27 protein-coding genes are annotated in these 26,161 nt (G+C 63.9%); 16 read left to right on the top strand and 11 right to left on the bottom strand.

The genetic code is table 11. The features are described from left to right. Positions 1-19: 19 nt before the first annotated feature. On the bottom strand, positions 20-1,021 hold the full coding sequence (speB, locus tag EJ073_RS06020) for an agmatinase (protein WP_126054913.1): 1,002 nt from the start codon (positions 1,019-1,021) through the stop codon (positions 20-22). Positions 1,022-1,145: 124 nt separating this feature from the next. Here speB and EJ073_RS06015 point away from each other — a divergent pair, with 124 nt between their 5' ends. Together EJ073_RS06015 and EJ073_RS06010 are read left to right on the top strand one after the other, a co-directional pair. Next, the gene (locus tag EJ073_RS06015; RefSeq protein ID WP_126054912.1) at positions 1,146-2,363 is read left to right on the top strand and encodes an acyltransferase; all 1,218 of its coding nucleotides are present in this window, start codon (positions 1,146-1,148) and stop codon (positions 2,361-2,363) included. A gap of 95 nt (positions 2,364-2,458) precedes the next feature. Continuing rightward, positions 2,459-3,517, top strand: a complete 1,059-nt coding sequence (locus tag EJ073_RS06010; RefSeq protein WP_126054911.1) for a glycerophosphodiester phosphodiesterase family protein — start codon at positions 2,459-2,461, stop codon at positions 3,515-3,517. 212 nt (positions 3,518-3,729) lie between these two features. On the opposite strand, the gene EJ073_RS06005 is transcribed toward EJ073_RS06010, so the two are convergent. Then, positions 3,730-4,602: an aldo/keto reductase family oxidoreductase gene (locus EJ073_RS06005; protein ID WP_126054910.1), complete on the bottom strand. Its 873-nt coding sequence runs from the start codon at positions 4,600-4,602 to the stop codon at positions 3,730-3,732. Between the two features lie 94 nt (positions 4,603-4,696). Between EJ073_RS06005 and EJ073_RS06000 the strand changes: the two genes are divergently transcribed. After that, complete coding sequence (locus EJ073_RS06000) at positions 4,697-5,608, top strand: LysR family transcriptional regulator (RefSeq protein WP_126054909.1); 912 nt, start codon at positions 4,697-4,699, stop codon at positions 5,606-5,608. A 60-nt stretch (positions 5,609-5,668) separates the two neighbouring features. Here the strand turns inward: EJ073_RS06000 and rpsI are convergent, their stop codons facing one another. The 3 genes from rpsI to EJ073_RS05985 all read right to left on the bottom strand — a co-directional run bounded on the left by rpsI (position 5,669) and on the right by EJ073_RS05985 (position 7,301). Next, positions 5,669-6,145 (bottom strand): 30S ribosomal protein S9, encoded by a 477-nt coding sequence (rpsI, locus tag EJ073_RS05995; protein WP_126054908.1) that lies wholly within the window; start codon positions 6,143-6,145, stop codon positions 5,669-5,671. Further along, the gene (rplM, locus tag EJ073_RS05990; protein WP_126054907.1) at positions 6,145-6,609 is read right to left on the bottom strand and encodes a 50S ribosomal protein L13; all 465 of its coding nucleotides are present in this window, start codon (positions 6,607-6,609) and stop codon (positions 6,145-6,147) included. The genes rpsI and rplM overlap by 1 nt, the downstream gene beginning before the upstream one ends. A 227-nt stretch (positions 6,610-6,836) precedes the next feature. After that, positions 6,837-7,301, bottom strand: coding sequence for a PaaI family thioesterase (locus EJ073_RS05985; RefSeq protein WP_126054906.1), 465 nt, complete (start codon positions 7,299-7,301; stop codon positions 6,837-6,839). 184 nt (positions 7,302-7,485) lie between these two features. Here EJ073_RS05985 and EJ073_RS05980 point away from each other — a divergent pair, with 184 nt between their 5' ends. The 6 genes from EJ073_RS05980 (at position 7,486) to EJ073_RS05955 (ending at position 11,849) form a co-directional block, all read left to right on the top strand. After that, on the top strand, positions 7,486-8,307 hold the full coding sequence (locus EJ073_RS05980) for an enoyl-CoA hydratase (protein ID WP_126054905.1): 822 nt from the start codon (positions 7,486-7,488) through the stop codon (positions 8,305-8,307). 25 nt (positions 8,308-8,332) lie between these two features. Beyond that, entirely contained in the window at positions 8,333-8,755 is a 423-nt protein-coding gene (locus EJ073_RS05975; RefSeq protein WP_126054904.1) for a VOC family protein, read from the top strand. 8 nt (positions 8,756-8,763) lie between these two features. After that, positions 8,764-9,540, top strand: a complete 777-nt coding sequence (locus EJ073_RS05970) for an AAA family ATPase (protein WP_126054903.1) — start codon at positions 8,764-8,766, stop codon at positions 9,538-9,540. Continuing rightward, the gene (locus EJ073_RS05965; protein WP_126054902.1) at positions 9,537-10,058 is read left to right on the top strand and encodes a CoA-binding protein; all 522 of its coding nucleotides are present in this window, start codon (positions 9,537-9,539) and stop codon (positions 10,056-10,058) included. Before EJ073_RS05970 ends, EJ073_RS05965 begins: the two co-directional genes overlap by 4 nt. A 160-nt stretch (positions 10,059-10,218) precedes the next feature. Next, the gene (locus tag EJ073_RS05960) at positions 10,219-11,499 is read left to right on the top strand and encodes an O-acetylhomoserine aminocarboxypropyltransferase (protein WP_126054901.1); all 1,281 of its coding nucleotides are present in this window, start codon (positions 10,219-10,221) and stop codon (positions 11,497-11,499) included. Then, on the top strand, positions 11,499-11,849 hold the full coding sequence (locus EJ073_RS05955) for a cupin domain-containing protein (protein WP_126054900.1): 351 nt from the start codon (positions 11,499-11,501) through the stop codon (positions 11,847-11,849). Before EJ073_RS05960 ends, EJ073_RS05955 begins: the two co-directional genes overlap by 1 nt. Positions 11,850-11,865: 16 nt before the next feature. Here EJ073_RS05955 and EJ073_RS05950 read toward each other — a convergent pair whose 3' ends face one another. Then, positions 11,866-12,573, bottom strand: a complete 708-nt coding sequence (locus EJ073_RS05950) for a transporter substrate-binding domain-containing protein (protein ID WP_126054899.1) — start codon at positions 12,571-12,573, stop codon at positions 11,866-11,868. Between the two features lie 25 nt (positions 12,574-12,598). Next, on the bottom strand, positions 12,599-13,852 hold the full coding sequence (locus EJ073_RS05945; RefSeq protein WP_126054898.1) for a cytochrome P450: 1,254 nt from the start codon (positions 13,850-13,852) through the stop codon (positions 12,599-12,601). Positions 13,853-13,957: 105 nt separating this feature from the next. Between EJ073_RS05945 and EJ073_RS05940 the strand changes: the two genes are divergently transcribed. Next, complete coding sequence (locus EJ073_RS05940; protein WP_126054897.1) at positions 13,958-15,061, top strand: FAD-dependent oxidoreductase; 1,104 nt, start codon at positions 13,958-13,960, stop codon at positions 15,059-15,061. Here the strand turns inward: EJ073_RS05940 and EJ073_RS05935 are convergent. Then, positions 15,058-15,651 (bottom strand): hypothetical protein, encoded by a 594-nt coding sequence (locus tag EJ073_RS05935; RefSeq protein WP_126054896.1) that lies wholly within the window; start codon positions 15,649-15,651, stop codon positions 15,058-15,060. The two genes, EJ073_RS05940 and EJ073_RS05935, sit on opposite strands and share 4 nt — an antisense overlap. A 333-nt stretch (positions 15,652-15,984) precedes the next feature. Here EJ073_RS05935 and EJ073_RS05930 point away from each other — a divergent pair, with 333 nt between their 5' ends. The 4 genes from EJ073_RS05930 to EJ073_RS05915 all read left to right on the top strand — a co-directional run bounded on the left by EJ073_RS05930 (position 15,985) and on the right by EJ073_RS05915 (position 21,337). After that, on the top strand, positions 15,985-16,614 hold the full coding sequence (locus tag EJ073_RS05930) for an ATP-dependent Clp protease proteolytic subunit (RefSeq protein WP_126054895.1): 630 nt from the start codon (positions 15,985-15,987) through the stop codon (positions 16,612-16,614). Between the two features lie 294 nt (positions 16,615-16,908). After that, a complete protein-coding gene (gene clpX / locus EJ073_RS05925; RefSeq protein ID WP_126054894.1) occupies positions 16,909-18,183 on the top strand; it encodes an ATP-dependent Clp protease ATP-binding subunit ClpX in 1,275 nt (424 codons plus the stop codon). 273 nt (positions 18,184-18,456) lie between these two features. Next, a complete protein-coding gene (lon, locus tag EJ073_RS05920; RefSeq protein WP_126054893.1) occupies positions 18,457-20,868 on the top strand; it encodes an endopeptidase La in 2,412 nt (803 codons plus the stop codon). Between the two features lie 196 nt (positions 20,869-21,064). Then, a complete protein-coding gene (locus tag EJ073_RS05915) occupies positions 21,065-21,337 on the top strand; it encodes an HU family DNA-binding protein (RefSeq protein ID WP_006201846.1) in 273 nt (90 codons plus the stop codon). A gap of 72 nt (positions 21,338-21,409) precedes the next feature. Here EJ073_RS05915 and EJ073_RS05910 read toward each other — a convergent pair whose 3' ends face one another. Continuing rightward, positions 21,410-22,432: an aldo/keto reductase gene (locus EJ073_RS05910; protein WP_126054892.1), complete on the bottom strand. Its 1,023-nt coding sequence runs from the start codon at positions 22,430-22,432 to the stop codon at positions 21,410-21,412. A gap of 188 nt (positions 22,433-22,620) precedes the next feature. Between EJ073_RS05910 and EJ073_RS05905 the strand changes: the two genes are divergently transcribed. Continuing rightward, positions 22,621-23,187, top strand: a complete 567-nt coding sequence (locus tag EJ073_RS05905; protein WP_126054891.1) for an SIS domain-containing protein — start codon at positions 22,621-22,623, stop codon at positions 23,185-23,187. Between the two features lie 4 nt (positions 23,188-23,191). Next, entirely contained in the window at positions 23,192-23,935 is a 744-nt protein-coding gene (locus EJ073_RS05900; RefSeq protein ID WP_126054890.1) for a creatininase family protein, read from the top strand. A 157-nt stretch (positions 23,936-24,092) separates the two neighbouring features. Here EJ073_RS05900 and EJ073_RS05895 read toward each other — a convergent pair whose 3' ends face one another. Next, on the bottom strand, positions 24,093-25,010 hold the full coding sequence (locus EJ073_RS05895; protein ID WP_126054889.1) for a carbohydrate ABC transporter permease: 918 nt from the start codon (positions 25,008-25,010) through the stop codon (positions 24,093-24,095). Between the two features lie 12 nt (positions 25,011-25,022). Then, a complete protein-coding gene (locus EJ073_RS05890) occupies positions 25,023-26,144 on the bottom strand; it encodes a sugar ABC transporter permease (RefSeq protein ID WP_126054888.1) in 1,122 nt (373 codons plus the stop codon). Positions 26,145-26,161 lie beyond the last annotated feature (17 nt).

The following is a 26,161-nucleotide window of genomic DNA, read 5'->3' as shown; positions in this document are numbered from 1 at the left end:
ATTCCCTGCGATTTCAGTGCTATATGCCCTGAGCATGATTGACTGCAACAGTATTGCCGTTGTTCAGCTCCTCGAGCCGGGCTTTTCGTTCTGCCACCAGGCCCAGATAGTGCATCGCCACCATGGAGCCCGCGATCGCCGTTATATCGGCATGATCGTAAGCGGGCGCAACCTCGACCACGTCGGCGCCGACAATGTCGACCTGGCCGAGCTGGCGCAGCGTCGACAGGATCTTCGCCGAGGATGGGCCACCGGCGACCGGCGTGCCGGTGCCCGGCGCGAAGGCCGGGTCCAGGCAGTCGATGTCGAAGGTGAGGTAGGTCTTCCTGCCGCCGGTGCGGTCTACGATGGCATAGGCGATGTCGGACGCCCGCATCTCCTCGACCTCATGACCGTAGAGGATCTTGATGCCGAACGTATCGGGGGCGTGCGTGCGGATACCGATCTGGATCGAACGGTCGGGATCGATGATGCCTTCTTTCACCGCGCGTCCGACGAAAGAGCCGTGGTCGATGCGTTTGCCGTCGTCCGGCCAGGTGTCCTGATGGGCGTCGAACTGCACCATCGCCAGCGGTCCGTGGATGGCGGCATGCGCCTTGAGCAGCGGCCAGGTGACGAAATGGTCGCCGCCGAGCGACAACAGGAAGGCGCCTGATTTCAGGATCCTGGCCGCCTCGCGCTCGATCGTGCCGGGCGTCTTCTGATGGTTGCCGCTGTCGAGCAGGCAGTCGCCGTAGTCGACGACGGCGAGGTGCTCGAACAGGTCGCGCGAGAACGGGTACTGCGGGTCGTTGTCGAGGATCGCCGAGGCGCGGCGGATCGCCTGTGGCCCGAAGCGTGCGCCCGGCCGGTTGGTGACGGCGGCGTCGAAGGGAATGCCCCACACCACGGCGTCCGCGCCCTTCACGTCCTTCGTGTATTTGCGCCGCATGAAAGACAGCGCGCCGGCATAGGTCGGCTCGAGGGACGCGCCCGTCTTGGAGCGGGCGGTGAAGGCATGGTCGATGTTCTGGTTCGCCATTACGGATCCTCGGTTTTCATCGGGCTGCCACAACTACAGAACCGGCACGCAACATGCCAGTCACAGAGTGGGGAAACGGAAATGGCGTTCGGCGAGTGCCACGACAACACAGGATTGTATCATCATGACGCAGACCGCCTTTCTCAACCCCGCGCACATGCCCGCGGCGACCCGGACCGGCACCGTGGCGGGCGAGCGTTTCCTGGTGCTGGATTCCTGGCGCGGCATCTGCGCGTTGCTCGTGGCATTGTTCCATTTCCCGACCGACTCGCTGATCTCGCAGAGCGCCTTTGTCGGCGGGTCCTATCTGTTCGTGGATTTCTTCTTCGTGCTCTCCGGCTTCGTCATCGCCAGCTCCTATGGCAGCCGGCTCAGCGAGCCGGTCGAGCTTGCCCGCTTCGTGCCCGTCCGCTTCGGCCGCATCTATCCGCTGCATCTGCTGATGCTGGCAGCCTTCTCCGCCTTCGAGGAACTGCGGCTCATTTTGCCGCAGTTGCGCGGCACGGGTGCCGAGCCCTTCACCGGGGGCTTCGACCTCAACAGCCTCGCCACCAATCTCTTCCTGCTGCAAGGCATGGGTGTCGAGGATCATCTGAGCTGGAACGCCCCGAGCTGGAGCATCTCGGCCGAATTCTTCGCCTATCTGCTGTTTGCCGCCATTGTCTTCACGACGGGCCGGCGCAGCTGGATCTGGCTTGTGGCCGCCGCCGTCACCGCGCCGCTTTTCCTGCTTGCCTTCTCTCACAGGCATATGGACGTGTCCTTCGACTTTGGCTTCATCCGCTGCCTCTACGGCTTCTCGCTCGGCGCGCTCCTGGCATGGTTTCAGCACGATTCCATTGCAGAGGCGCGACAGGCGCTTGCCGGCGACGCCAGGGCGCGGCTCGCCTGGACGGCGGCCGAGATGGCGATGATCGCGGTGATCGGTGTTTTCGTCGCGCTGGCCGGCGACAACGATGCCGGCATCGCCGCTCCCTTGGTGTTTGCGCTGGCGCTCTACCTCTTTGCGCATGAGGGAGGCTGGATCAGCGCCTTCCTGCGCACCCGGCCGATGCTGATGCTGGGCGCGCTCTCCTATTCCATCTACATGGTCCACATCTTCGTGCAGGCGCGCATGATCAATGTCGGCGGGCTGGTGGAGCGCAAGTTCGGGCTCCACCTGCTCGGCGACATCGTGCTGCGCGGCGACCACGCAACCGGCTTCGGCGCCGACCTGCCGGGGGTGGGCCTCGCCGCGATCCTTGCGATGCTTGTCGCCACCATCGCCGTGTCCTGGTGCACCTGGCGCTTCGTCGAAATGCCGGCCCTGGCCTGGTTCCGGCGGCTCGCCAAGCGGATCTGAGAAGCCAATCCGTTCAAGCCCATAGCCGGCTTCGTTCACCGGCTTGTCATGCGCATCGCCTAACCGGGGTTCCATCCGGAACGGAGCGATTCTTGATGCGTACCATCTGGCAAGGCCTTCTGCTTTCCGCGGCGCTTGCGGTCTCGATCGGCCATGCCTTGGCCGGCGAAACGCGCGCCAGGCAGATCCTCGACCGCTTCGAGCATGCCAACCAGTGGCGCGACCATGTGATGGTGGCGGCGCACCGCGCCGGCGGCATGCAGGCCGGCAAGACGCTCTATCCGGAAAACTCGCTTGCCGCTGTCGAAGCCTCGATCGCGCTCGGCGCCGAGATCGTCGAGGTCGACATCCGCCGCTCGAAGGACGGCGAGTTCGTCGTCATGCATGACAGCTGGCTCGACCGCACCACCAACTGCAAGGGCGAGGTGGTCGGCTACACGGTCGCCGAGCTGAAGGAATGCCGGCTGGTCCTCGAAGGCACTGGCGCTGTCACCAGTGAGCCGGTTTCGACGCTGCGCGAGATGCTCCTGGCGACCAGGGACCGGATCCTGATCAATCTGGACAACAAGCTCGACGTTCGGGCCTTGCCCGGCATGATCGCGGTTGCCCGCGATCTCGGCATGGCCGATCAGGTCATCGTCAAGGAGAACCTCTGGAACCAGCAGCGGATCGACACAGTCAAGGCGGCGATCGACGCCATCGGCGGCGGCTTCCAGTTCATGCCGATCATCGCCGATGACGCCGTGCGTGACGCCGCTTTCGCCGAGAAGGTCCGCCGGGTCTTTTCTCCGGGTGCGATCGAACTGATCAATTGGCGGGCTGGCGGCGAGACGTTGACCGAGACGGGCGGACCGCTGTTCAGCAATCGCATGCGGGCTTCTGCCGTGCGCGGCGGCTGGCACATCTGGGCCGACACCTACGCCATCGTCAATAAGCCTGGCGGCTACCTCTCCGGCGGCCGCGGCGACGAGTTGGCTGTCGCTGCCAGCCTGCCGCGCGAGACCTGGGGGTTCTGGGCCGAGCGCGGCGCCAGCATCATCCAGACCGATGAGCCTAAGGCGGCGATAGAATGGCTCGCAGCGAACGGTTTTCGCGTGCCTTATGCAGATCAGCCTCGGCCGGCCGAGCCGGCGCACACGGCGAGCATCAATTAGGCGCCGGCGCCGACGCAGCTGATCTCCCCCCTTGTGGGGGAGATGCCCGGCAGGGCAGAGGGGGGCGCTGTCCCGCCAGCCTATCCAGCAGCTGGGTCCAATCGCGGCCGCATTTCAGGTGTTTGTTGATCGCAGGCCTTTGAGGATGGTGTTCCTTCGCGCCCCCCTCTGGCCTGCCGACCATCTCCCCCACGAGGGGGGAGATTAGCCAATCACGCCGCTTTCGCCACGCCATCCAGTTCCTGCAGGACGTCCGCCGACAGTTCCAGCTCCGCCGCCGCGAGGTTTTCCCGCAGATGCGCAACTGACGACGTGCCGGGGATCAGAAGCACATTGGGCGAGCGCTGCAGCAGCCACGCCAGCGCTACCTGCATCGGCGTAGCGCCGAGCCGATCCGCCACCCCCGACAGGGTCGAGGATTGCAGCGGGTTGAAGCCGCCGAGCGGGAAGAACGGCACATAGGCAATGCCGGCGCGCGCCAGTTCGTCGATCAGCGCGTCGTCGTCGCGATGCGCCAGATTGTACTGGTTCTGCACGCAGGCGATGTCGCAGATTTTTCGACCCTCCGCAATTTGGGTGCGGGTGACGTTGCTCAAGCCGATATGGCGCACCAGGCCTTTGCGCTGCAGTTCGGCAAGCTTGGTGACCTGCGCCTCGATGGAGCCTTCCGCCGGACCATGCACCCCGAACATGATGCGCAGATTGACGACGTCCATCACCTCGAGGCCAAGATTGCGAAGGTTGTCGTGCACGGCCTGCTCGAGCTCATCGGCCGTGAACGCCGGCAGCCAGGAGCCGTCTTCGCCACGACGGGCGCCGATCTTGGTGACGATGGTGAGGTCGTCGGGGTAAGGCGATAGCGCCTCGCGGATCAGCCTGTTGGTGACGTAAGGGCCGTAGAAGTCGCTGGTGTCGATATGGTTCACACCTTGCGCCACCGCTTCGCGCAGCACGGCGATGGCCGCGTCATGGTCTTTCGGCGGGCCGAACACGCCTTTGCCCGCGAGCTGCATGGCGCCGTAGCCGAGGCGACGGACCAGGCGGTCGCCGAGTGTGAAGGTGTCGGATTTGTCGATGCTGGACATGCTGTTTCTCCTTGCTGTCGACGAGGCAGATAGGCGCTGTCGGCTGTTTCGATAATCGCTTATAATCTGGACAGGTTGTACGGGACGACGAACAATGACGGCGGATCTCAATGATCTCCAGGCGTTTATGGCGGTGGCGCGCGCCGGCGGTTTTCGCGAAGGAGCCCGCGCGACGGCGGGCAGCGCCTCCGCGCTCAGCGAAGCCATCCGCCGTCTGGAAACCCAGCTCGGTGTCAGGCTCTTCAACCGCACCACGCGCAGCGTTGCTTTGACCGAGGCTGGTGCCAGCCTGCTGGCGCGACTCGGCCCCGCATTGGGCGAGGTAGAAGCAGCGCTCGATGTGGTGAACGGCTTTCGCGACCGGCCCGCCGGAACCTTGCGTCTCAACGTGCCGATAAGCGCCTCGCGGCTGGTGCTGCCCAAAATCGTTCCGGGATTTCTCGCGGCCTATCCCGCCATTCGCCTGGAGGTGATCGCCGAAGAGAACTTCATCGATCTGCTGGTGGCCGGCTGCGACGCCGGAATCCGCTATGACGAGCGGCTGGAGCAGGACATGATCGCGGTGCCGATCGGGCCCCGCGTGCAGCGCTTCACGACCTCCGCTGCGCCGTCCTACCTTGACCGGCACGGCCGGCCGCAGCACCCGCGCGACCTGCTTGGCCATGCCTGTGTGCGCGGCCGCTTCCCGAGCGGGGTCATGACGCCCTGGGAGTTCGAGCGCGACGGCGAGGTAGTGCGCGTCGATCCCACGGGGCCATTGGTCGTTAGCATCGGTGGAGGCGTCGATCTCGCTGTCGATGCGGCGATCGCTGGTGTCGGCATTCTCTGGCTGTTCGAGGACTGGGTGCGCCCGCATTTCGAGAGCGGCGCGCTGGAGCCTGTGTTGGAGCCGTGGTGGCAGAGCTTTCCGGGGCCGTTTCTCTATTATCCCGGGCGCCGCCTGGTACCGGCGCCGCTGCGGGCCTTCATCGACTACATCAAGACACCGGCCGGCCGCGGCCCCTGAGCATCCCAAAAACAAAAGGCCGCCCGAAGGCGGCCTTTCGAAAGCTTGAAACCGGAGCGCTTAGCGCTTCGAGAACTGGAAGGAGCGGCGGGCCTTCGCCTTGCCGTACTTCTTGCGCTCGACGACGCGGCTGTCGCGAGTCAGGAAGCCGCCCTTCTTGAGCACGGCGCGCAGCGCCGGCTCGTAGTAGGTCAGCGCCTTGGAGATGCCGTGACGAACGGCACCGGCCTGGCCGGACAGGCCGCCGCCGATGACGGTGGCGACGATGTCGTACTGGCCAGCCCGGTTGGCGGCGATGATCGGCTGGTTGAGGATCATCTGCAGCACCGGACGCGCGAAGTAGCTCGCGAATTCCTTGTCGTTGACGACGATCTTGCCGGAGCCCGGCTTCACCCAGACACGCGCGATGGCGTTCTTGCGCTTGCCGGTGGCATAGGCGCGGCCCGACTTGTCGAGCTTCTGGACGTGGACGGGAGCGGCCGGCTGCGCGACGGCAGCGGCGGTCCCGAGTTCTGCGAGCGAGGAAAGCTCAGCCATTACGAAGCCCTCTTGTTCTTGGAGTTCAGCTTGGCCACGTCGAGCGTGACGGGCTGCTGGGCGACATGCGGATGTTCAGCGCCTGCATAGACGCGGAGATTCTTCATCTGGCGACGGCCAAGCGGGCCGCGCGGGATCATGCGCTCGACGGCCTTCTCGACGACGCGCTCGGGGAAACGGCCCTCGAGCAGCTGGCGCGCGGTGCGCTCCTTGATGCCGCCGGGATGGCCGGTGTGCCAGTAGTAGACCTTGTCGGTGTACTTCTTGCCGGTGAACACCACCTTGTCGGCATTGATGACGATGACGTTGTCGCCGTCGTCGACATGCGGGGTGAAGGTGGGCTTGTGCTTGCCGCGCAGATGGTTGGCGATGACAGTGGCGAGGCGGCCGACGACGAGACCTTCGGCGTCGATCAGCACCCACTTCTTCACCACATCCGCAGGCTTCTGCGAAAAGGTAGCCATGGTTCTTGCTCTCGGTTGGACCCTCCCTACCCGCGAACGACAGGGAAAGGCGTTTCTTGTTGCTTGGATTGGCTGGGGTGTTCGCCCGTGGCCAATAACAAAACGGCGGCCGTTGCGGGCCGCTGCTTCACGAGGGCTTATAGGCGAGGGCAATCAGCGCGTCAAGGCGACCGAAATCTCTGTTTGTGTGGAAAACATAGCAAAAACAACGAATTGAGCAAAAGGTATTATTTTACCACATCATTCGGACGTTTCGGTGGGATCGAATAGGTGCCTGTGGCATGCGCTACCGTGTGTCCGTCCGGCCCGGCGACGATGTCGATGTCGAACACCATCAGGCTTTTTCCCAGCTTCAGGATGCGGCAATGGCCGTCGATCGGACCGGCCTCGGCCTTGCGCACGAAGTTGATGTTGAGGTTGGTGGTGACTGACAGCGCATCCGGCCCGGCATGCGAGAGCACGCAGACATAGCCCCCAATATCGGCCAGCGTGAACAGCGAAGGGCCGGAAACCGTGCCGCCGGGCCGCAGATGCCGCGCATCGGCATTGAGCCGCACGGTGCAGCCGCCGGGAAACACCTCCAGCGCCTGATAGAAGGAAAACTGGTCGTTGACCTGCGGATAGACGCTTTCCATCAACCGATTGACGTCAGCCGCGGTCAACACCGGCTTCAGATTGCTTTGAGCGGGCATCGGCGATTTCCTATGTGCGGGACGGGCAGGGCACCCAAGGCGAGGGCGCCTGGACCAAATGTTGCGGCCGAGAAAACACGGCTAGCGGCTTTTCTTCAATCGGCAGCGTGCTAGTTCTTTTGTTCCATGGTCTGTGAAGTTCGCCACAGCAGGGCGAAAAGGATTGGGCGGAGAGGTTTGGAACATGGCTGAAGTCGTTGCCATCAAGCCGGCAATCGCCGAGGGGCCTGTTGTCGCCAGCCTGGACAAAGGCATTCTTCGCCTGACGCTCGCCAGCCCGCCGGCCAATGCCTTGTCGCTGGCGGTGATGGCGGCGCTGATGGCCGAGTTCGATCGCGCGAAATCCGACAGATCCGTCCGCGTCATTATCCTCGCGGCGTCCGGTAAGGTGTTCTGCGCCGGCCACGATCTCAAGGAACTGAGCGCCCATCGCAGCGATGCCGATCGCGGCCGGGGTTTCTTCGAAGAGACCTTTGCCGCTTGCGCCGAGTTGATGCAGGCGATCGTGCGCCACCCCAGGCCCGTCATCGCCGAGGTCGACGGCCTCGCCACCGCCGCCGGGCTGCAATTGGTCGCGAGCTGCGATCTTGCGATTGCCTCGCACGAGGCGACGTTCTGCACGCCGGGCGTCAACATCGGCCTGTTCTGCTCGACGCCGATGGTGGCGCTGTCGCGCAATGTCTCGCGCAAGCAGGCCATGGAAATGCTGTTGACCGGTGAGACGATCGACGCGGCCACAGCCAGGGAATTCGGCCTCATCAACCGCATCGTGCCGCGCGAATACCTGAATCAGGTTGTCAGCAAATACGCGCAAACCATTGCTTCAAAATCATCTTTGGTGATCAAGACCGGCAAGGAGGCGTTCTACGCCCAGGCCGAGATGGCGCTGGCCGACGCTTATGCCTACACCGGCCGCGTGATGGTCGAGAACATGTTGGCGCGCGACGCCGAGGAAGGCATCGGCGCTTTCGTCGGCAAGCGCAAGCCGGAATGGAAGGACGAGTAGGGCGCCCGGAAACAGGAAGATCCGAATGGAACCGCGTATCTCCATCATCACCATCGCCACCGACGATCTCGATCGCGCGACGCGCTTCTATGAGGGCATGGGCCTGGCCCGCCATCAAGGGATCACAGAGGGCGTCGCCTTCTTCCAGATGGGTGGCGCCATCCTCGGCCTGTTCCCGCGCCAGAGCGCCGAGGAGGATTCCGGCATCAGCTTTGCAAAGGCGCCGTCGGCCGTCTACCTCGCCTACAACACCCGCTCCGACGCCGAAGTCGATGAAGTCCTTGCCATGGCCGAGAAAGCTGGCGGCAGGATCGTGAAACCGGCCGGCCGCGCCTTCTGGGGCGGCTGGTATGGCTATTTCGCCGATGCCGACGGCCATGTCTGGGAAGTCGCCCACAATCCGGCCTTTCCGATCGCGGAAGACGGCTCGATCTCGCTGCCAGGCTGACGCTGCCCGTGGCGCCTCGCAAGCAACTGACGCGGCTGAAGGCGCCCTACCTCAAGCGCATCCTGCTCGAGCCGGTGCGCGTCGAGGACTGGGAACAATATCCCTGGAACCTGCCGATCTTCGCCAGCCGCGCGTTCGAGTTCGAATTCACCACGCCGATCACCATTATCGTCGGCGAGAACGGCACCGGCAAATCGACGCTGCTCGAAGCCATCGGCGCGCTGGCCGGCTATGACGAGGCCGGCGGGGGCAAGGGTTACAGGCCGGTCGATCATTCGGCTGCCATCGACAAGAGCGGGACCGCACTGGCCAACGCCTTGCGCGGCCACTGGCTGCCGAAGGTCACGGCCGGCTGGTTCTTCCGGGCCGAGTCCTTCTACTCCGTCGCTCGTTACCTCGATCAGGCGGCGCTGGACTCTGGTGGTGCGCCGCCCGATTTCCTCTCCTGGTCGCATGGCGAGGGCTTCATCCGCTTCTTCGAGGAGCGCTGCCGTCGGCAAGGCATCTACATCTTGGACGAGCCGGAAAGCGCGCTTTCGCCGACGCGCCAGATCGAACTGCTCAAGCTGCTCGGGCGGATGGACCAGTCCGGCACCGCGCAGGTGATCATGGCGACGCACTCGCCGCTGCTGATGGCCTGTCCCGGCGCGCGCCTGTTCCGCATCAGCCGCTTCGGGCTCGACCTGGTCGATTTTCGCGACACCGACCACTTTCGCATGATGCGCGATTTCTGCGGCGATCCGGATGGTTTTCTCGCTGAAGCGCTGTATGAGGACGAGGCATGAACCACGACAGCTACGACAACACCTATATCGCCGGCATCCTCAATTCGGTGAAGACCGTCGCCATGGTCGGCGCGTCGCCCAACGACGTTCGGCCGAGTTTTTTCGTGCTGAAATACCTGCTGGCCAAGGGGTTCTCGGTGTTCCCGATCAATCCTGGCCATGCCGGCAAGGAAATTCTCGGCCGTACCGTCTACGCAAGCCTCGCCGACGTGCCGCAGCCGGTCGACATGGTCGACATCTTTCGTGGCTCGGTCGCGGTGCCGGGCATCCTAGATCAGATTCTGCGGCTCGATCCCTTGCCGAAAGTGGTCTGGATGCAGCTTGGCGTGCGCAATGACGAGGCGGCTGTCCGCGCCGAGGCCGCCGGCATGAAGGTGGTGATGAACCGCTGCCCGAAGATCGAATACGGCAAGCTGTCGGGCGAGATCGGCTGGACCGGCGTCAATTCCGGCGTGCTGTCGTCCAAGAAGCCGCTGATGCGGCAGGGCTTCCAGAGCTTCGGCGTAAGGCAAAAATAGCCCGGCTGCCGCGGCGCAAAATTATTCCGGGAAGAATAGGATTTTCTCGGGCGTTCGTCGCGGATCCCTCGCCGAAAGGTATTTTCTTCTTTGCATTCATGGCCGGCCTTCGCCAAGAATGCCCGGCGATTTCTTGCGCAGGTTCCTGAGGGAGTTTTCGATGACGCGTACGCCCGGTTTCAACACGCTCGCCATTCATGCCGGCGCCAAGCCCGATCCGGCGACGGGCGCCCGGGCGACGCCGATCTACCAGACCACCTCCTATGTTTTCGATGACGCCGACCATGCCGCTTCGCTGTTCGGCTTGAAGGCCTTCGGCAACATCTACACCCGCATCATGAACCCCACCCAGGCGGTGCTCGAGGAGCGCGTCGCGGCGCTCGAGGGCGGCACCGCGGCGCTGGCGGTCGCATCCGGCCACGCCGCGCAGATACTGGTGTTCCACAATCTGATGCAGCCGGGCGACAATTTCGTCGCCGCGACAAGGCTTTACGGCGGCTCGATCAACCAGTTTGGCCACGCCTTCAAGAATTATGGCTGGGAGGTTCGCTGGGCCGACACCAACGATGTCTCAACCTTCGAAAGCCAGATCGACGACAGGACCAAGGCGATCTTCATCGAGAGCCTTGCCAATCCGGGCGGCATCTTCGTCGACATCGAGAAGATCGGCGACATCGCCCGCAAGCACGGCCTGCCGCTGATCGTCGACAACACGCTGGCCTCGCCCTATCTGGTGCGGCCGATCGAGCACGGCGCCGACATCGTCGTCCATTCGCTGACCAAGTTCATCGGCGGCCACGGCAATTCGATCGGCGGCGCCATCGTCGACGGCGGCACCTTCGACTGGTCGAAGTCGGGCAAATATCCGATGCTGTCAGAACCGCGCCCCGAATATGGCGGCATCGTGCTGCACGAGACCTTCGGCAATTTCGCCTTTGCGATTGCCGCGCGCGTACTCGGCCTGCGCGACATCGGCCCGGCGATCTCGCCCTTCAACGCCTTCCTGATCCTGACCGGACTGGAGACGCTGCCGCTGCGCATGCAGCGCCACTGCGACAATGCGGCGAGCGTCGCCGGCTGGCTTTCGAACCATCCCAAGGTCGCGTGGGTGAGCTATCCCAGCCTGCCGGGCGACAAGAACAACGCCCTGCAGAAGAAATATTCGCCGCAGGGCGCGGGCGCGGTGTTCACCTTCGGTCTCAAAGGCGGCTACGCGGCGGGCGTCAAGTTCGTCGAGGCGCTGGAGCTTTTCTCGCATCTTGCCAATGTCGGCGACACCAAGTCGCTGGTCATCCATCCGGCCTCGACCACGCACCGCCAGCTTTCCGACGAGCAGAAGATCAAGGCCGGCGCCGGGCCGGACACGGTCCGTCTTTCGGTCGGCATCGAGGACGTCAACGACATCGTCGCCGACCTCGAACAGGCGCTGGACAAGGTCTGATGGCGGCGCCGAACTTTCTCTCCGTCGATGTCGCAAGCGCCGAGCCGGAGGCCGGCGCGCCTGCTCCGGACCGGCTGATTTCGGGCGATCCGAAGTTTCGCACCTGGAATGTCGAGGAGCGGGACGGTGGCCTCTATGCCGGCATCTGGGAATCGACGCCCGGCAAGTGGCGCATCGTCTATGACGAGTGGGAGTTCTGCCACATCCTGTCCGGCGTCTCAGTCATTTCCGAGGACGGCGGCGAGGCGCGCACCGTCAGGGCCGGCGACAGCTTCGTGCTGCGGCCGGGCTTCAAGGGCAGTTGGGAAGTGCTTGAAACCACCCGCAAGGAATATGTGATCAAGCTCTGACCGCCTGCCAACCGGATCAGAGAAGGCGGTCGATTTCGCTGCCGGAGAATCCGTATTCGCTCATCATCTGCCGGTGCCAGGGGCCGCCGAGCAGCTCGCCCAGGCAGGAATCGATGCGCTGGCGCAGGGGCGCATTGCCTTTGGCGAGCGCGAAAGCGCCGGCCGCCGGCTGCTTTTCCTCGGCCGTAACATCGATGACGGCGAGCGGCGCGTCGGGCCGTCCGGCCAGGTAGCCGCGATGCGCCATGGCGACGCTGGCATAGGCATGCACCACGCCGGCGGCGACGGCCTCGGCCGCCTCGGCCTGGGTGCCGAAGGTCCTGATCCGCTTGGCCGGAATGCCGTTACGCAGCGCCGTCTGGTGCTGGATCTGGCCTGATATGACACCGATCATGCCGGTCTGATCCATGGCGACCGAGCGATAGCCTACGAAACCGCGCGGATTGCCCTTGGCGACCAAAAGGCCGTCCGGCAGGGACCAAATCGGCCGGGTGAAATCGACCAGCTTCGCGCGTTCGTCGGAAACGAACAGCCCCGTGGTCATGTCCCACCGGTCCTCGACCAGTCCCGGCAGCAGTTCCGCGAACTCCGCTTCGACGGCCGAAAAGCCTTCCAGCCCCAATGTCTGGCAGACTTTCTCCGCCAGCACCGCGTCGCAGCCGTGCAAGGCGCCCGAGGAATCGGTGAAGCAGAATGGCGGTTCCTGCAGGAAGGCGAATCTCATGGTCCCGATATCCGTCCGTCGCCTGTCAGAAGGCCACCGCGAGCCGTTCCAGCCCATGGAAATGATAGCTGTCGCGGAAGCGCGGCTCCTCGGCGAGGTGGAGCTTTGGCCGCCGCTCGAACAGGGTCTTCAGCGAGACCTGCAGTTCGAGCCGCGCCAGCGGCGCGCCGATGCAGAAATGGATGCCGGCGCCGAAGGAGACGTTCTTCTGGTCGGCCCGGCCGGGATTGAAGGCCTGCGGCGCAGCGAAGGCGGAGGGGTCGCGGTTGGCCATGCCGAGCAGCAGCGCAATCTTGTCGCCAGGCTTGAGCACGATGCCTGGCTGGACTTCGATCTCCTCATAGGCATAGCGCAGGAACATGTGCAGCGGCGCGTCGAAGCGCAGGCATTCCTCGACCGTGGCCGCGGTCGCCTCCGGCGTGGTGAAGAAGCGGCTGGGGTCGCCGCCCTGCGCCAGGATCGCGCGCACCGCATTGCCGGTCTGGTGCACGGTCGCTTCGTGGCCGGCATTGAGCAGCAGAATGGTCGATGACACCAGTTCGTCCTCGGACAGTTTCTGGCCGTCCTCCTGCGCAGAAATCAGAAGCGAAAGCAGGTCGTCGCCCGGCTGCTTGCGCCGCTCGGCGACGTACCCGCGCAGGAAATCGGAAAAGTCGCGCGCGGCGCGGTTGGCGGTCTCCTCGGTCTCGCGCGTGCGGCCATGCATGTACATGGCGACGATCTGGTGCGACCAGTCGAGCAGTTGCGGCGCCATCGCCACCGGCACGCCGAGCATTTCGGCGATGATGGTGATCGGCAAGGGCGACGCAAAGGCAGGCAGAAGGTCGACCCCGGCGGGCTCGAAGCTGTCGATCAGTTCGTTGGCCAACGCCTCGACGCGTGGCCGCAGCCGCTCGACCTGGCGCGAGACGAAGGCGCGGTTGACCAGCGTCCGCAGTCTGGTGTGGACCGGCGGCTCCAGTTCCAGCATCGAATTGGCCTCGATGCCGTCGAAGGCGGCGAGATGCGAACGGTCCTGGCCGACGCCGCGGCTGTCGGGAATGCCGGCCGGGTTCTGGCGGCCGAAGCGGCGGTCGCGCAAGAGCCGGTTGACGTCGTCGAAGCCGCCAAAGCACCAGAAACCGTAGTCCTCCCAGAAGAAGGCGTCCGCGGCGCCCTGCAGGAAGGCATAGGCGTCGTACGGGTTCAGGAAGAAGGCCGGTTCGTGCGGGTCGAGCCGCAGGCGACGGCCGGCGGGATCGAAGGCAAGGTAGGCGGGTGGCGGCATCAAATCGGTCATGCTGGATCATTAGCGCGCCTTGCCAGCCCGGTGCCAGACCGTATCTTGGCGCCCGGCAACCCGATGAATTGAGCCAGCGGGGACCGCTGTGGAAGGATGGTTTCGATGAATGTGATCGTGGTCGGCGCCGGCATCGCCGGACTTTCGACGGCGTGGTCGCTTGTCAAGGCCGGGCACAGCGTTTCGATCGTCGAGCAGGGGCCGATCCCCAACCCGCTTGCCGCATCGGGGGACCATCACCGCATCATCCGTCGCGCCTACCGCGCCGGCACCGGCTATGGCAGGCTGATCACGGAGGCGTATGACGCCTGGGACGAGATGTGGGCCGATCTCGGCGAGAGCCATCTCGATGCCAGGGGTTTCCTCTGCATCTCGCGTGAGCCCGGCGACGAGGCCGAGGAATACCGCGAAGGCCTGGAGGAGGGGAACTTTCCCTTCGAGTTGCTCGACCCGGCCGCCGCGGTCGAGCGCTGGCCTTTCCTGGAGCCGGGCTCATTCCGCTATGCCTATTTTTCGACCGAGGGTGGCGCTCTGCATTGCCGCAGGATCGCCTCCGGCCTCTCTGCATGGCTGCGCGCCAACGGCGCCAATGTCTACGAACACAGCAAGGTGGTCGAGGTCGATGCCGAGGCCGGTCGGATCACGCTGGCCGGCGGCGAGACGATGCAGGCCGACCGCATCGTGGTCACTGCCGGCGCGTGGGTGCTGAAGCTGTTCCCGGAGCTCGGCGGTGAATTGAAGACCTATCGCACCGCGCTTGCTTATGTCGAACCGCCAGCCGATCTTAGGGTGGCCTGGGAAACGGCGCCCGTCATCCTCGATGTCGGCGGCGTCACCGACGGCTACATGATCCCGCTGACGCGCGGCGCCGGCATGAAATTCGGTTCGGGCCTGCACAAGGTGCCGACCAGCGACGCCGATCGGAACCGGGCGCCGGTGCCGGGCGAGGGGGAGGTGATCCGCAACCTGTTCTCGCCGCCGATCGCCCGCATCGCTGAATACAGGGTGACCGAGGTCGTGACCTGCGCCTACACCTTCACCGCCGACGAGAAGTTCTTGGCGCACGAAAGGGGCAAATGCCTGGTCGTCTCGGCCTGCTCCGGTCATGGCTACAAGTTCGGCGCGGCGGTCGGCAGGCGTGTCGCCAAAGCCGTTGGCGACGGTGATGTCGGCGGCCTCAAGAAGTGGCTGCGGGCAGAGGTGGCCTAATCCCGGCAATGGCGCTCGATATGCACGCGCCGCCAGTGCGTGGAGCCTTCCCTGACCAGAACCCGACGCGCCACCCTCTGGTATGAGGGCGCGATCTCGGTGATGCGCCGCCGCTCCGGCCGTACCAGCACCTCCCGGGCGACGCTCTCATATTCGGCCGGAAGGACCACGCGCCGCACACGCTCGGGTTCGATGACCACGGTTTCGGCGACCCGCGCATAGCGGGCCTTGCGCCACACCTTGCACAGTACCTTGCGGCCGTGGATGATGCGCCATTCCCAGGCATAGCCGCCATCGTCAACCTTGACCGTGTGGTAGACGGTGCGGCTGACGGCCGGCACCACCTCGTAGCTGACGCGGGCTGGCGCGATCTGCTCGACGCTCTCGCGCGTGCCGTAGATCGGCGCATCGTAGTCGACGAGTTGGCCGCCGGGGCTGACCATCAAGTCCTCGTAAACGGTATCGTAGACCGCCGGCCTGCGGATCGGCTCGTAGCATTCGAGCGCGCGGGCGCCGGCAGCCGTTTGCGATATCGTGGCAAGGATGGCGAGGCCCGCCACGGCCAGGGATGCAGGGCTTTTGCGGATCATGACATTCCCCCATGGAAAAGAACGCCAGTTCAACGCGGAAGTTGTAGCGGAAGCTCCGTGCCCGGAAAGCGGTTTTGCGGCTTTTCGTTAAGGGGCGCGGTTAAGAAAGTGCTACCGTTTCGGAGTGCCCCGGGAGCCGGTTCGTCGAAAGACGCTTCGCTCCCGCCTTTCGTGGTGGTAGCGCTTGATTCGGCTTAACCAGATGGCTAGGAGGGGCGGCCTTGCGTTAGGGTGAGCCGGCATCCTATTTACATCCTAACGATCCAGAACCGATTCTGCCCGATTGCTCATACTCCCCGGCGCCGGAATCCCATCTTCAAAAAGGGATAGTCCATGAAGAACCCCGTCGAAACCTACATGAACCTCGTTCCGATGGTGGTCGAACAGACCAATCGCGGCGAGCGGGCCTACGACATTTTCTCGCGCCTGCTGAAGGAGCGCATCATCTTCATCACCGGTCCGGTCGAGGACGGCATGGCGACGCTGGTTTGTGCACAGCTTTTGTTCCTCGAGGCGGAGAACCCGAAGAAGGAAATCAACCTCTACATCAATTCGCCGGGCGGTGTCGTCACTTCGGGCATGGCGATCTACGACACCATGCAGTTCATCAAGCCGGCGGTGTCGACGCTCTGCATCGGCCAGGCCGCCTCGATGGGCTCGCTGCTGCTTTGCGCCGGCCACAAGGACATGCGCTTCGCCACGCCGAACGCCCGCATCATGGTCCACCAGCCGTCCGGCGGCTTCCAGGGTCAGGCCTCAGACATCGAACGTCATGCCCAGGACATCATCAAGCTGAAGCGCCGCCTCAACGAGGTCTACGTCAAGCACACCGGCAAGAGCTATGACGAGATCGAAAAGACGCTCGACCGTGACCATTTCATGACCGCCGACGAGGCCAAGGACTTTGGTCTGATCGACAAGGTCATTTCGTCGCGCGAGGCCGCCGAAGTCGCCGCCGCATAGGCCCCGGTTGGCAGCCTGGTGGCGGGAAAACACGCTTTTGGCGTGGCTTGCGGCATTTCGGCCACAATTGGCTGTTCCCTCGACGGGTGGGATTGCCTACGTTAAGGCTATGTTGATTTTCGACGGCTTAGCTTTGTGTGGGGTTGCTGCGAATCGTTGCCGCGTCTTCTGATTTGTGTTTCGTACGGAATACGCTGTGTGAGCTGGGACACTGGCGGTAGCGCATTCTCGCGATAGATTGATGAGACGCCCTTGGCCAGACCATCGGCGGGCGGGCGGTGAAAGGACAGGAAAATGAGCAAGGTCGGCAACAACGGCGGTGATTCAAAGAACACGCTCTACTGCTCGTTTTGCGGCAAAAGCCAGCACGAGGTGCGCAAGCTGATTGCCGGTCCGACGGTCTTCATCTGCGATGAATGCGTCGAGCTCTGCATGGACATCATCCGCGAGGAGAACAAGACCTCGATGGTGAAGTCGCGCGAGGGCGTGCCGACCCCGCAGGAGATCCTCAAGGTCCTCGACGACTATGTCATCGGCCAGCCCTACGCCAAGCGCGTGCTGTCGGTGGCTGTTCACAACCACTACAAGCGCCTCGCGCACGCCGGCAAGAACAACGATGTCGAGCTGGCCAAGTCCAACATCCTTTTGATCGGCCCGACTGGTTGCGGCAAGACGCTGCTGGCGCAGACGCTGGCCCGCATCATTGACGTGCCCTTCACCATGGCCGACGCCACGACGCTGACCGAGGCCGGCTATGTCGGCGAGGACGTCGAGAACATCATCCTCAAGCTGTTGCAGTCGGCCGACTACAATGTCGAGCGCGCCCAGCGCGGCATCGTCTACATCGACGAGATCGACAAGATCTCGCGCAAGTCCGACAACCCCTCGATAACCCGTGACGTGTCGGGCGAGGGCGTGCAGCAGGCGCTGTTGAAGATCATGGAAGGCACCGTTGCCTCGGTGCCGCCGCAGGGTGGCAGGAAGCACCCGCAGCAGGAATTCCTGCAGGTCGACACCGCCAACATCCTGTTCATCTGCGGCGGCGCCTTCGCCGGGCTGGACAAGATCATCTCGGATCGCGGCCGCAAGACCTCGATCGGCTTCGGCGCCACGGTCGCTTCGCCCGAGGATCGCCGCACCGGCGACATCTTCCGCCAGGTCGAGCCCGAGGATCTGCTGAAGTTCGGCCTGATCCCCGAATTCGTTGGCCGTCTGCCCGTGCTGGCGACGCTGGAAGATCTCGACGAGCCGGCGCTGATCCAGATCCTGACCGAGCCGAAGAACGCGCTGGTCAAGCAGTACCAGCGCCTGTTCGAGATGGAGAATGTCGACCTGACCTTCCACGAGAACGCGCTGTCGGCGATTGCCAAGCGCGCCATCGAGCGCAAGACCGGCGCGCGCGGCCTGCGTTCGATTATGGAAGCCATCCTGCTCGACACCATGTTTGAACTGCCGGCACTGGAAGGCGTGCGTGAGGTGGTAATTTCGGAAGAGGTGGTGTCCGGCAACGCCCGGCCGCTCTATATCTATTCCGAGCAGAAGGAAAAGAAGGGCTCCGTCAGCGCCTGATCGGGGTCCGGCATTTGAATTCTCTTGAAACGGCGCCGCGAGGCGCCGTTTTGCTGAGAGGGCGCCTTGCCTGGCCGATGGAGTAGGATGAACGGACCGTGTTTGCCCTTGATCTTTGCCGCTTACACATCCAACTAACAGCAGAAGGCCGTGGTGCCGAATTCTGTGCTGTAAAACTCCCGTCACAAACGGTGGTAGGCGGAACGATCCTCGGTCGTTAATATGAGATTCGCGGTTGGCTCAATTAGCGGCCGCGACATGAAAGGTTGGACAATGGCCAAAATATCCAGGGCTTCCGGCGACGGCGTCTTCGCGGTCCTCCCGCTGCGCGACATCGTTGTGTTTCCGCACATGATCGTTCCGCTCTTTGTCGGGCGCGAAAAGTCGATCAAGGCGCTGGAAGAGGTGATGGGTCAGGAAAAGCAGATCCTGCTTGCGACCCAGATGAACGCAGCCGACGACGATCCCGAGCCCGATGCGATCTACGACATCGGCACGCTCGCCAATGTGCTGCAATTGCTGAAGCTTCCCGACGGCACCGTGAAGGTGCTGGTCGAAGGCGCCTCGCGCGCGAAGATCGTTTCGTTCACCGATCGCCCCGACTTCCATGAGGCCCGCGCGTCGGCGCTGGTCGAGCCGGAAGAGGAGGAGGTCGAAATCGAGGCGCTCGCCCGCTCGGTCGTCACCGACTTCGAGAACTACGTCAAGCTGAACAAGAAGATCTCGCCCGAAGTGGTCGGCGCCGCCAGCCAGATCGACGACTATTCCAAGCTCGCCGACACGGTTGCCTCGCACCTCGCCATCAAGATCCCCGAGAAGCAGGAGATGCTGGCCACGCTGTCCGTCAAGGAGCGGCTGGAAAAGGCGATGGGCTTCATGGAAGCCGAAATCTCCGTCCTGCAGGTGGAGAAGCGCATCCGCTCGCGCGTCAAGCGCCAGATGGAGAAGACCCAGCGCGAGTACTACCTAAACGAGCAGATGAAGGCGATCCAGAAGGAGCTCGGCGAGGGCGAGGACGGCCGCGACGAGGCCGCCGAGATCGAGGCGCGCATCAAGAAGACCAAGCTCTCCAAGGAGGCCCGCGAGAAGGCGGAAGCCGAATTGAAGAAGCTGCGGACGATGTCGCCCATGTCGGCGGAATCGACCGTCGTGCGCAACTATCTCGACTGGATCCTGTCGATCCCGTGGGGCAAGAACTCCAAGGTCAAGCATGATCTGGCCTTCGCGCAGAACGTGCTCGACACCGACCATTTCGGTCTCGACAAGGTCAAGGACCGCATCGTCGAGTATCTCGCCGTGCAGAGCCGCCAGAAGAAGATCAAGGGGCCGATCCTGTGCCTCGTCGGTCCTCCCGGCGTCGGCAAGACCTCGCTCGGCAAGTCGATCGCCAAGGCGACCGGCCGAGAGTTCATCCGCATGGCGCTCGGCGGCGTGCGCGACGAGGCCGAGATCCGTGGCCACCGGCGCACCTATATCGGCTCGATGCCCGGCAAGGTCATCCAGTCGATGAAGAAGGCCAAGAAGTCCAACCCGCTCTTCCTGCTCGACGAGATCGACAAGATGGGCCAGGACTTCCGCGGCGACCCGTCATCGGCCCTGCTCGAGGTGCTCGATCCTGAGCAGAACTCGACGTTCATGGACCACTACCTCGAGGTCGAATACGACCTGTCGAGCGTGATGTTCGTGACGACGGCGAACACGCTGAACATCCCTGCGCCGCTGATGGACCGCATGGAGATCATCCGTATCGCCGGCTATACCGAGGACGAGAAGATCGAGATCGCCAAGCGGCACCTGATGCCGAAGGTGATCCGCGACCACGCACTGCAGCCGAAAGAATTCTCCGTCGGCGAGGACGCGATCCGCGGCATCATCCAGACCTACACCCGCGAAGCGGGCGTGCGAAGCCTGGAGCGTGAGCTGATGAAGCTCGGGCGCAAGGCGGTGACCGAGATCCTGAAGACGAAGAAGAAGTCGGTCACCATCACCGCCGACAATCTCGCCGACTATCTCGGTGTGCCGCGCTACCGTTTCGGCCAGGTCGAGGCGGACGATCAGGTCGGTGTCGTCACCGGTCTTGCCTGGACGGAAGTCGGCGGCGAGCTGCTGACGGTCGAAGGCGTCATGATGCCCGGCAAGGGCCGCATGACGGTGACCGGCAATTTGCGCGACGTGATGAAGGAATCGATCTCGGCGGCGGCCTCCTATGTCCGCTCGCGTGCTCTCGATTTCGGCATCGAGCCGCCGCTGTTCGACAAGCGTGACATCCACGTCCACGTGCCGGAGGGGGCAACCCCGAAGGACGGCCCGTCGGCTGGCGTGGCAATGGCGACCGCCATCATCTCGGTGCTGACCGGCATTCCGATCAAGGCCGATGTCGCCATGACCGGCGAGATCACGCTGCGCGGCAGGGTGCTGCCGATCGGCGGTCTCAAGGAGAAGCTGCTGGCCGCGCTGCGCGGCGGTATCAAGAAGGTGCTGATCCCGGAAGACAACGCCAAGGACCTGGCGGAGATCCCGGACAACGTGAAGAACGGCATGGAGATCATTCCGGTCTCGCGGGTCGGCGAGGTGCTGCGCCACGCGCTGGTGCGGATGCCGGAGGCGATCGAGTGGGTCGAGCCGGTAAACGCGCCGGCCGCGGCCGACAGTGGCGACGATGCCGGAAAGTCGCTTGCGCATTAGTTTTAGCTAAAGTTGCAGCGCACAAAACGAAAGCCGGGTCTCGCGCCCGGCTTTTTAATGTGAAAAACCCCGGAATTCCGGGCTTTTTTCGGATTTTTTCCGCTTTTTCGACTTGGTTGCAGGAACGCTTCTTTCTAAAGTCCGTTTCCTGCCGGATGAGTCGAAAGTTCCGGTTTTCTCATGGAAGGGAATTTTGATGAACAAGAACGAACTGGTGTCCGCTGTCGCCGATGCCGCGAGCATTTCGAAGGGTGACGCCCAGTCAGCCGTCGATGCGGTGTTTTCCGTGATCACTGGCGAACTGAAGAAGGGCGGCGATGTCCGGCTTGTGGGCTTCGGAAATTTCACCGTGTCAAAACGCGCTGCTTCGACCGGCCGCAACCCGCAGACCGGCGCCGAAGTGAAGATTCCGGCGCGCACCGTGCCGAAATTCTCGGCCGGGAAGGGCCTCAAGGACGCGGTCAACTAAGACCTTTTTCTTTAAAGATCAGAAAAGCCGGGCTTGCCCGGCTTTTCTTTTGCCCATCGCCAGCAGGGCGGATCAGCCCGTCGGCGCGTCCGCGCGCAGCAGCCCTTCCTGCTTCAGGTCGACCCACAGGGCGGCGGGCAGCTTGACGTCGAGCAGCGCGCGGTTGCTTTCGACCTCGGCCGGCCGTTGACCGCCGGGGATTACCGACACGACGGACGGATGCTGCAGCGGGAACTGCAGCGCCGCCTCGATCAGGCGCACCCTGTGGCGCTTGCAGACCGCCTCGATGCGCGCCACGCGATCGAGCACCTCCTTCGGCGCCTCCGAATAATCATAGAAGGCTCCCGGCTTCGGCCCCGTCGCCAGGATGCCGGAATTGTAGGGGCCGCCGAGCACGATGCCGATGCCGCGCTTTTGGCAGAGCGGCAGGAAGGATTGCAAAGCCTCCTGCTCCAGCAGCGTGTAGCGCCCGGCCAGCAGGAAAAGGTCGAAATCGCCGCGCTCGGCCAGCGCCTCACAGACCTGCCATTCATTGATGCCGCCGCCGAAGGCCTTGATCACGCCCTGGTCGCGCAGCGAAAGCAGCCCGTAATAGCCGGAGGACATGAACTCCTCGATGCGACGGTCGGACGCCTCCTTGCTGCCATGGGTGAAGATATCGACGTCGTGGACGAACAGGATGTCGATGCGGTCGACGCCGAGGCGTTCCAGCGAAGCCTCGAAGGAGCGCATGACGCCGTCATAGCTATAGTCGTAGACCTCTTGGCGCGACGGCGTGTCGAAGAACTTGCCGATGCCGGTGCGCTGATCCGGCGGGCAGGCGCGCATCAGGCGCCCGACCTTGCTCGACAGCACATAGTCGTCGCGCTTCTTGCCGCGCAGGAACGGGTTGAGCCGGGTTTCCGACAGGCCGAGACCATAGAGCGGCGCGGTGTCGAAGTAGCGGCAGCCGGTGTTCCAGGCCGCTTCCAGCGTGGCATGGGCGTCCTCGTCGGAGACGGCGCGGTAGAGATTGCCGAGCGGCGCCGTGCCGAAGCCGAGCTCGGTAAAGTCGATGCCGCCATTGCCGATGCGGTCGAAATGCCGTGTCTTCATGTCGTGGAGTTTTCCTGGGGCTGATTTGTCTGACATGACACTATCACGCCCGTGGCACAGCAAAAGCGTTGACGACCGTTGGACGCGCATTTTCGCGGTGATAGCATGAACAAAAACAAGCTGTTCGGGGAAAGCGTGAAGCAAGGATCGCCACTGCGTTTCGAGGCGCGCACAAAGGTGGAAAGCGCATGACTGGCGCCGGCACGGATCTGTTCGCGATCGCGCTGAACGAGCTCGGCGACGTGTTGGCGAAGGTGGACGAGGCGCGCATCGACGCCGCCTGCGACCTGCTCGCCGGCGCCGGCAAGATCGCCGTCTATGGCTGCGGCCGCGAGGCGCTGCAGATCAAGGGCTTCGCCATGCGGCTCTACCATCTCGGCCTGTCGGTATCGGTGGTCGGCGACATGACCACACCGCCGCTCGGCAAGGGCGGTGTCTTCCTGGTCAGCTCCGGACCGGGCGAGACCACCACGGTGCTGACCCTGATGCAGGTTGCCCGGGCCGCAGGCGCAAAGGTGCTGCTGCTCACCGCCGAGGCCGAGGGCAGCGCCACGAAGCGCGCCGATTTCACCTTGCTCATTCCGGCGCAGACCATGGCCAGCGACCAGGGCACGGCAAAGACCTCCGTCTTGCCGATGGGGTCGCTGTTCGAGGGCGCGCTGTTCCTGCTCTTCGAGGTGATGGTGCTGAAGCTCAAGGCGCTGACCGGTGCCTCGCCGGAGGCCATGCGCGCCCGCCACACCAATATGGAGTAGGGCGATGCGTTACGAATTGATGCTGCCGCACCAGATCCGCAAGGCGATCACGGAGAACTGGCCGGTCGCTCTGCCGCTCGGCGTGCTCGAGTACCATGGCGAGCACATGGCCGTCGGCATGGACACGCTGGCCGTCGTCAAGACGCTCGAGCTGTTCGAGAAGGAGGCCGACATCGTCATCCTGCCGCCCTTCTACTACGGCGCCGCGAGCTATGCGGTGGCGCCGCCGGAAGGCAGCGGCTCGGTGCAGGTCGGCGGCAATCAGCTGGCGCCGTTCGCCGAGGAGCTGTTCTTCAGCCTGCTGCGCATCGGCTTTCGCAACATCCACGCCATCATCCACCACCAGACCGAGAATTTCGCCGCCGGCATGCCGACCGATCTCGCTTTCAAGGCCGCCGGCCGGCAAGCGATCTTCCGCTTTCTGGAAAAAGAGCGCGGCGAGGGCTGGTGGGGTTCAGAGGCGATGGCGGACTACTATGCAGGCCATGCCAAGGGCGAGAACTTCTTCAATTGGGTCCAGGTGCATCCGCTGATGTCGGCCGCCATGAACGGCCGGTACCCGTTCGACCATGCCGGCATCGGCGAAACCTCGCTGATGCTGGCGCTGTGCCCCGAAGCGGTCGACGCCGGCCGCCTCGCCGACAATACAAGCTGGTACACGGCGAGCGCGCCGGAAGCTTCGGCCGAGCTGGGCAGGAAGGGCGTCGCCATGATCCTCGAGCATTTAAGGTCGATCCTGCGGGCCTAGCTCCCCTTCTCCCCTTGTGGGAGAAGGTGTCGCCGAAGGCGACGGATGAGGGGTGCTCCAGGGAATGCCGACGTCTCACTCCGCTGGAACACCCCTCATCCGTCTCGGCGCTGACACGCCGATCCACCTTCTCCCACAAGGGGAGAAGGGGAGGCGGCTACTTCACCGCGCCGGCCGTCATGCCCATGATCAGGTAGCGTTCCAGAAGGATGCCGATGACGGCAAGCGGCGTGATGGCGGCGGTGGCGAGTGCGGCCATCGACCACCAGTTGATGCCTTGCGACCCGGTCTGGCTCGCCACCATGACGGGAATGGTCTTGGCGTCGGTCGAGGTCAAAAGCGCGGCGAAGAAATACTCGTTCCAGCACAGCACCATCGCCAGGATGAAGGCGGCGACCATGCCGGGAAGCGCGATCGGCATGACGATGCGGAAGAAGGCGCCCCAGATCGACAGGCCGTCGACGAGCGCTGCCTCCTCGAGCTCGACCGGGATCGAATTGAACTGGTCGCGCATGATCCAGATGACGATCGGCAGCACCATCAGCGTGTAGAGCAGGATCAGCCCGACGCGCGTATCGAGCAGGCCGACCTCGCGGTAGAGCACCAGGAAGGGCAGCGCCAGCACCACCGGCGGCAGGATCAGCTGCGACAGGAAGAAGAAGGAGATGTCCTCGTTCTTGAACCAGGCGAAGTGGTAGCGGTAGCGGGTCAGGCCGTAGGCGGCGAGGCTGCCGATGATGATGGCGAGGCCGGATGCGCCGACCGAGGCGATGACCGAATTCATGAAGCGCTTGAAGAACTCGTCGCGCACGGTCGAGGTCTGCGTGATCGAGTCCGGCGACAGGCCGAGCGAGCGCCAGCCCTTCCAGTCAGGCTGGAAGTCGACGAACGGGATCAGATGGCCCTGGGTGACGTCGACCGCCGATTTGAATGACGTCGTGATCGTCCAGTAGATCGGGAAAAGGCAGATGAAGGACCAGAACACCAGCGCGCCATAGATGAAGACGCGGCTGGTCAGGAAGCTCGCCGGCGAGCTGATTTCGGAGACGGAATAGTCGGTGGTCTGGACGCTCATGTTGCCGGCCGCTCAGTTGACGTTGCGCACGAAGCGGCTGGCGAATTTCAGCAGCCAGGTCACGAACACGATGATGATGACGAGATAGGCCATGGCCAGCATCGTGCCGTAGCCGACATTCGAGCGGTCGCGGTACTCGCGGTAGATGAAGCTCGACACCGAATCCGTGGCGCCGCCGGGCCCGCCCGACGTCACCGTGATGATGATGTCGGCCAGCTTCAGCTTGAAGATGATGCGCAGGATCACCGCTGTCACCGACACCGGCAGCATCAGTGGGAAAGTGACCTGCCAGAAGGTCTGCCAGGCGGTGGCGCCGTCGACGCGCGCCGCCTCAAGCACCTCGCGCGACATCGCCTGCAGGCCGGCAAGCAGCATGATCATCATGAACGGGATGAAGGTCCAGGCATCCAGCACCATGATCGAGATGCGGGCGGTGATCGGGTTGGAGAAGAAGGCGGGATTGTCCCAGCCGAGGTATCGCGCCAGCGTCGCCGCCGGGCCGAAGCGATACTCCATCAGCGACTTGCCGATCATCCACGACACCGCGACCGGCGACAACATCAGCGGCATCAGGAAGACGACGCGGAAGAATTTGCGGGCGCGGATCTGCGCGTTGAGGAGCAGCGCCAGGCCGAAGGCGATGACATATTCGACGAACACCGCGAGCACATACAGTACCATGTTGAACAGCGCGTTGCGGTAGTAGGGGTCGGCCAGCATCTGCCAGAAATTGTCGAGCCCGTTGAACTTGCGGCCGGAGAAGGAACTGAGGTTCCAGTCGGTCAGCGCGATGTAGAAGCCGAACAGGGTCGGGAAGACCACCATGGCAATGGTGAACAGCAATGCGGGAAGCAGGAACAGCGCGCGCTGGCCGTCCTCGCCGCGCGTCAGCACCTGCCCAATGCCCAGCGCCACGCCCCACAGCACATAGGCATAGACGATCGGCCGCCAGGTATCGAAGCCGAGCGTGGTGACTTCCGTCTTGTAGAGGATCTGCAGCGCGATGACGGCGAGCAGGCCGAGCGTCGCCGCGGCCATCAGGGCGAAACCGAGCCGCTTGCGGCCGGGTGCGATCAGATCGGCTGGAACGCCGTTTGCCGGCCATGCATTGGTTGGCAAGGTCTGGTCAGCCACGCGTCCCGTCCGTCGAT

The organism is Mesorhizobium sp. M4B.F.Ca.ET.058.02.1.1, from assembly GCF_003952505.1.
GTDB lineage: Bacteria > Pseudomonadota > Alphaproteobacteria > Rhizobiales > Rhizobiaceae > Mesorhizobium.
This window is presented reverse-complemented; position numbering and strand designations above follow the sequence as displayed.

Coding starts and splice junctions, on each gene's coding strand:
- EJ073_RS06005 (WP_126054910.1), bottom strand. CDS start 4,602: ATGTCCAGCATCGACAAATCCGACACCTTCACACTCGGCGACCGCCTG.
- EJ073_RS05950 (WP_126054899.1), bottom strand. CDS start 12,573: ATGAGATTCGCCTTCCTGCAGGAACCGCCATTCTGCTTCACCGATTCC.
- EJ073_RS05940 (WP_126054897.1), top strand. CDS start 13,958: ATGAATGTGATCGTGGTCGGCGCCGGCATCGCCGGACTTTCGACGGCG.
- EJ073_RS05915 (WP_006201846.1), top strand. CDS start 21,065: ATGAACAAGAACGAACTGGTGTCCGCTGTCGCCGATGCCGCGAGCATT.
- lon (WP_126054893.1), top strand. CDS start 18,457: ATGGCCAAAATATCCAGGGCTTCCGGCGACGGCGTCTTCGCGGTCCTC.
- EJ073_RS05980 (WP_126054905.1), top strand. CDS start 7,486: ATGGCTGAAGTCGTTGCCATCAAGCCGGCAATCGCCGAGGGGCCTGTT.
- EJ073_RS05900 (WP_126054890.1), top strand. CDS start 23,192: ATGCGTTACGAATTGATGCTGCCGCACCAGATCCGCAAGGCGATCACG.
- EJ073_RS05905 (WP_126054891.1), top strand. CDS start 22,621: ATGACTGGCGCCGGCACGGATCTGTTCGCGATCGCGCTGAACGAGCTC.
- EJ073_RS05945 (WP_126054898.1), bottom strand. CDS start 13,852: ATGACCGATTTGATGCCGCCACCCGCCTACCTTGCCTTCGATCCCGCC.
- EJ073_RS05985 (WP_126054906.1), bottom strand. CDS start 7,301: ATGCCCGCTCAAAGCAATCTGAAGCCGGTGTTGACCGCGGCTGACGTC.
- EJ073_RS05895 (WP_126054889.1), bottom strand. CDS start 25,010: ATGAGCGTCCAGACCACCGACTATTCCGTCTCCGAAATCAGCTCGCCG.
- speB (WP_126054913.1), bottom strand. CDS start 1,021: ATGGCGAACCAGAACATCGACCATGCCTTCACCGCCCGCTCCAAGACG.
- rplM (WP_126054907.1), bottom strand. CDS start 6,609: ATGGCTACCTTTTCGCAGAAGCCTGCGGATGTGGTGAAGAAGTGGGTG.
- EJ073_RS05955 (WP_126054900.1), top strand. CDS start 11,499: ATGGCGGCGCCGAACTTTCTCTCCGTCGATGTCGCAAGCGCCGAGCCG.
- EJ073_RS05960 (WP_126054901.1), top strand. CDS start 10,219: ATGACGCGTACGCCCGGTTTCAACACGCTCGCCATTCATGCCGGCGCC.
- EJ073_RS05910 (WP_126054892.1), bottom strand. CDS start 22,432: ATGAAGACACGGCATTTCGACCGCATCGGCAATGGCGGCATCGACTTT.
- EJ073_RS05935 (WP_126054896.1), bottom strand. CDS start 15,651: ATGATCCGCAAAAGCCCTGCATCCCTGGCCGTGGCGGGCCTCGCCATC.
- rpsI (WP_126054908.1), bottom strand. CDS start 6,145: ATGGCTGAGCTTTCCTCGCTCGCAGAACTCGGGACCGCCGCTGCCGTC.
- EJ073_RS06000 (WP_126054909.1), top strand. CDS start 4,697: ATGACGGCGGATCTCAATGATCTCCAGGCGTTTATGGCGGTGGCGCGC.
- EJ073_RS06015 (WP_126054912.1), top strand. CDS start 1,146: ATGACGCAGACCGCCTTTCTCAACCCCGCGCACATGCCCGCGGCGACC.
- EJ073_RS05965 (WP_126054902.1), top strand. CDS start 9,537: ATGAACCACGACAGCTACGACAACACCTATATCGCCGGCATCCTCAAT.
- EJ073_RS05930 (WP_126054895.1), top strand. CDS start 15,985: ATGAAGAACCCCGTCGAAACCTACATGAACCTCGTTCCGATGGTGGTC.
- clpX (WP_126054894.1), top strand. CDS start 16,909: ATGAGCAAGGTCGGCAACAACGGCGGTGATTCAAAGAACACGCTCTAC.
- EJ073_RS06010 (WP_126054911.1), top strand. CDS start 2,459: ATGCGTACCATCTGGCAAGGCCTTCTGCTTTCCGCGGCGCTTGCGGTC.
- EJ073_RS05975 (WP_126054904.1), top strand. CDS start 8,333: ATGGAACCGCGTATCTCCATCATCACCATCGCCACCGACGATCTCGAT.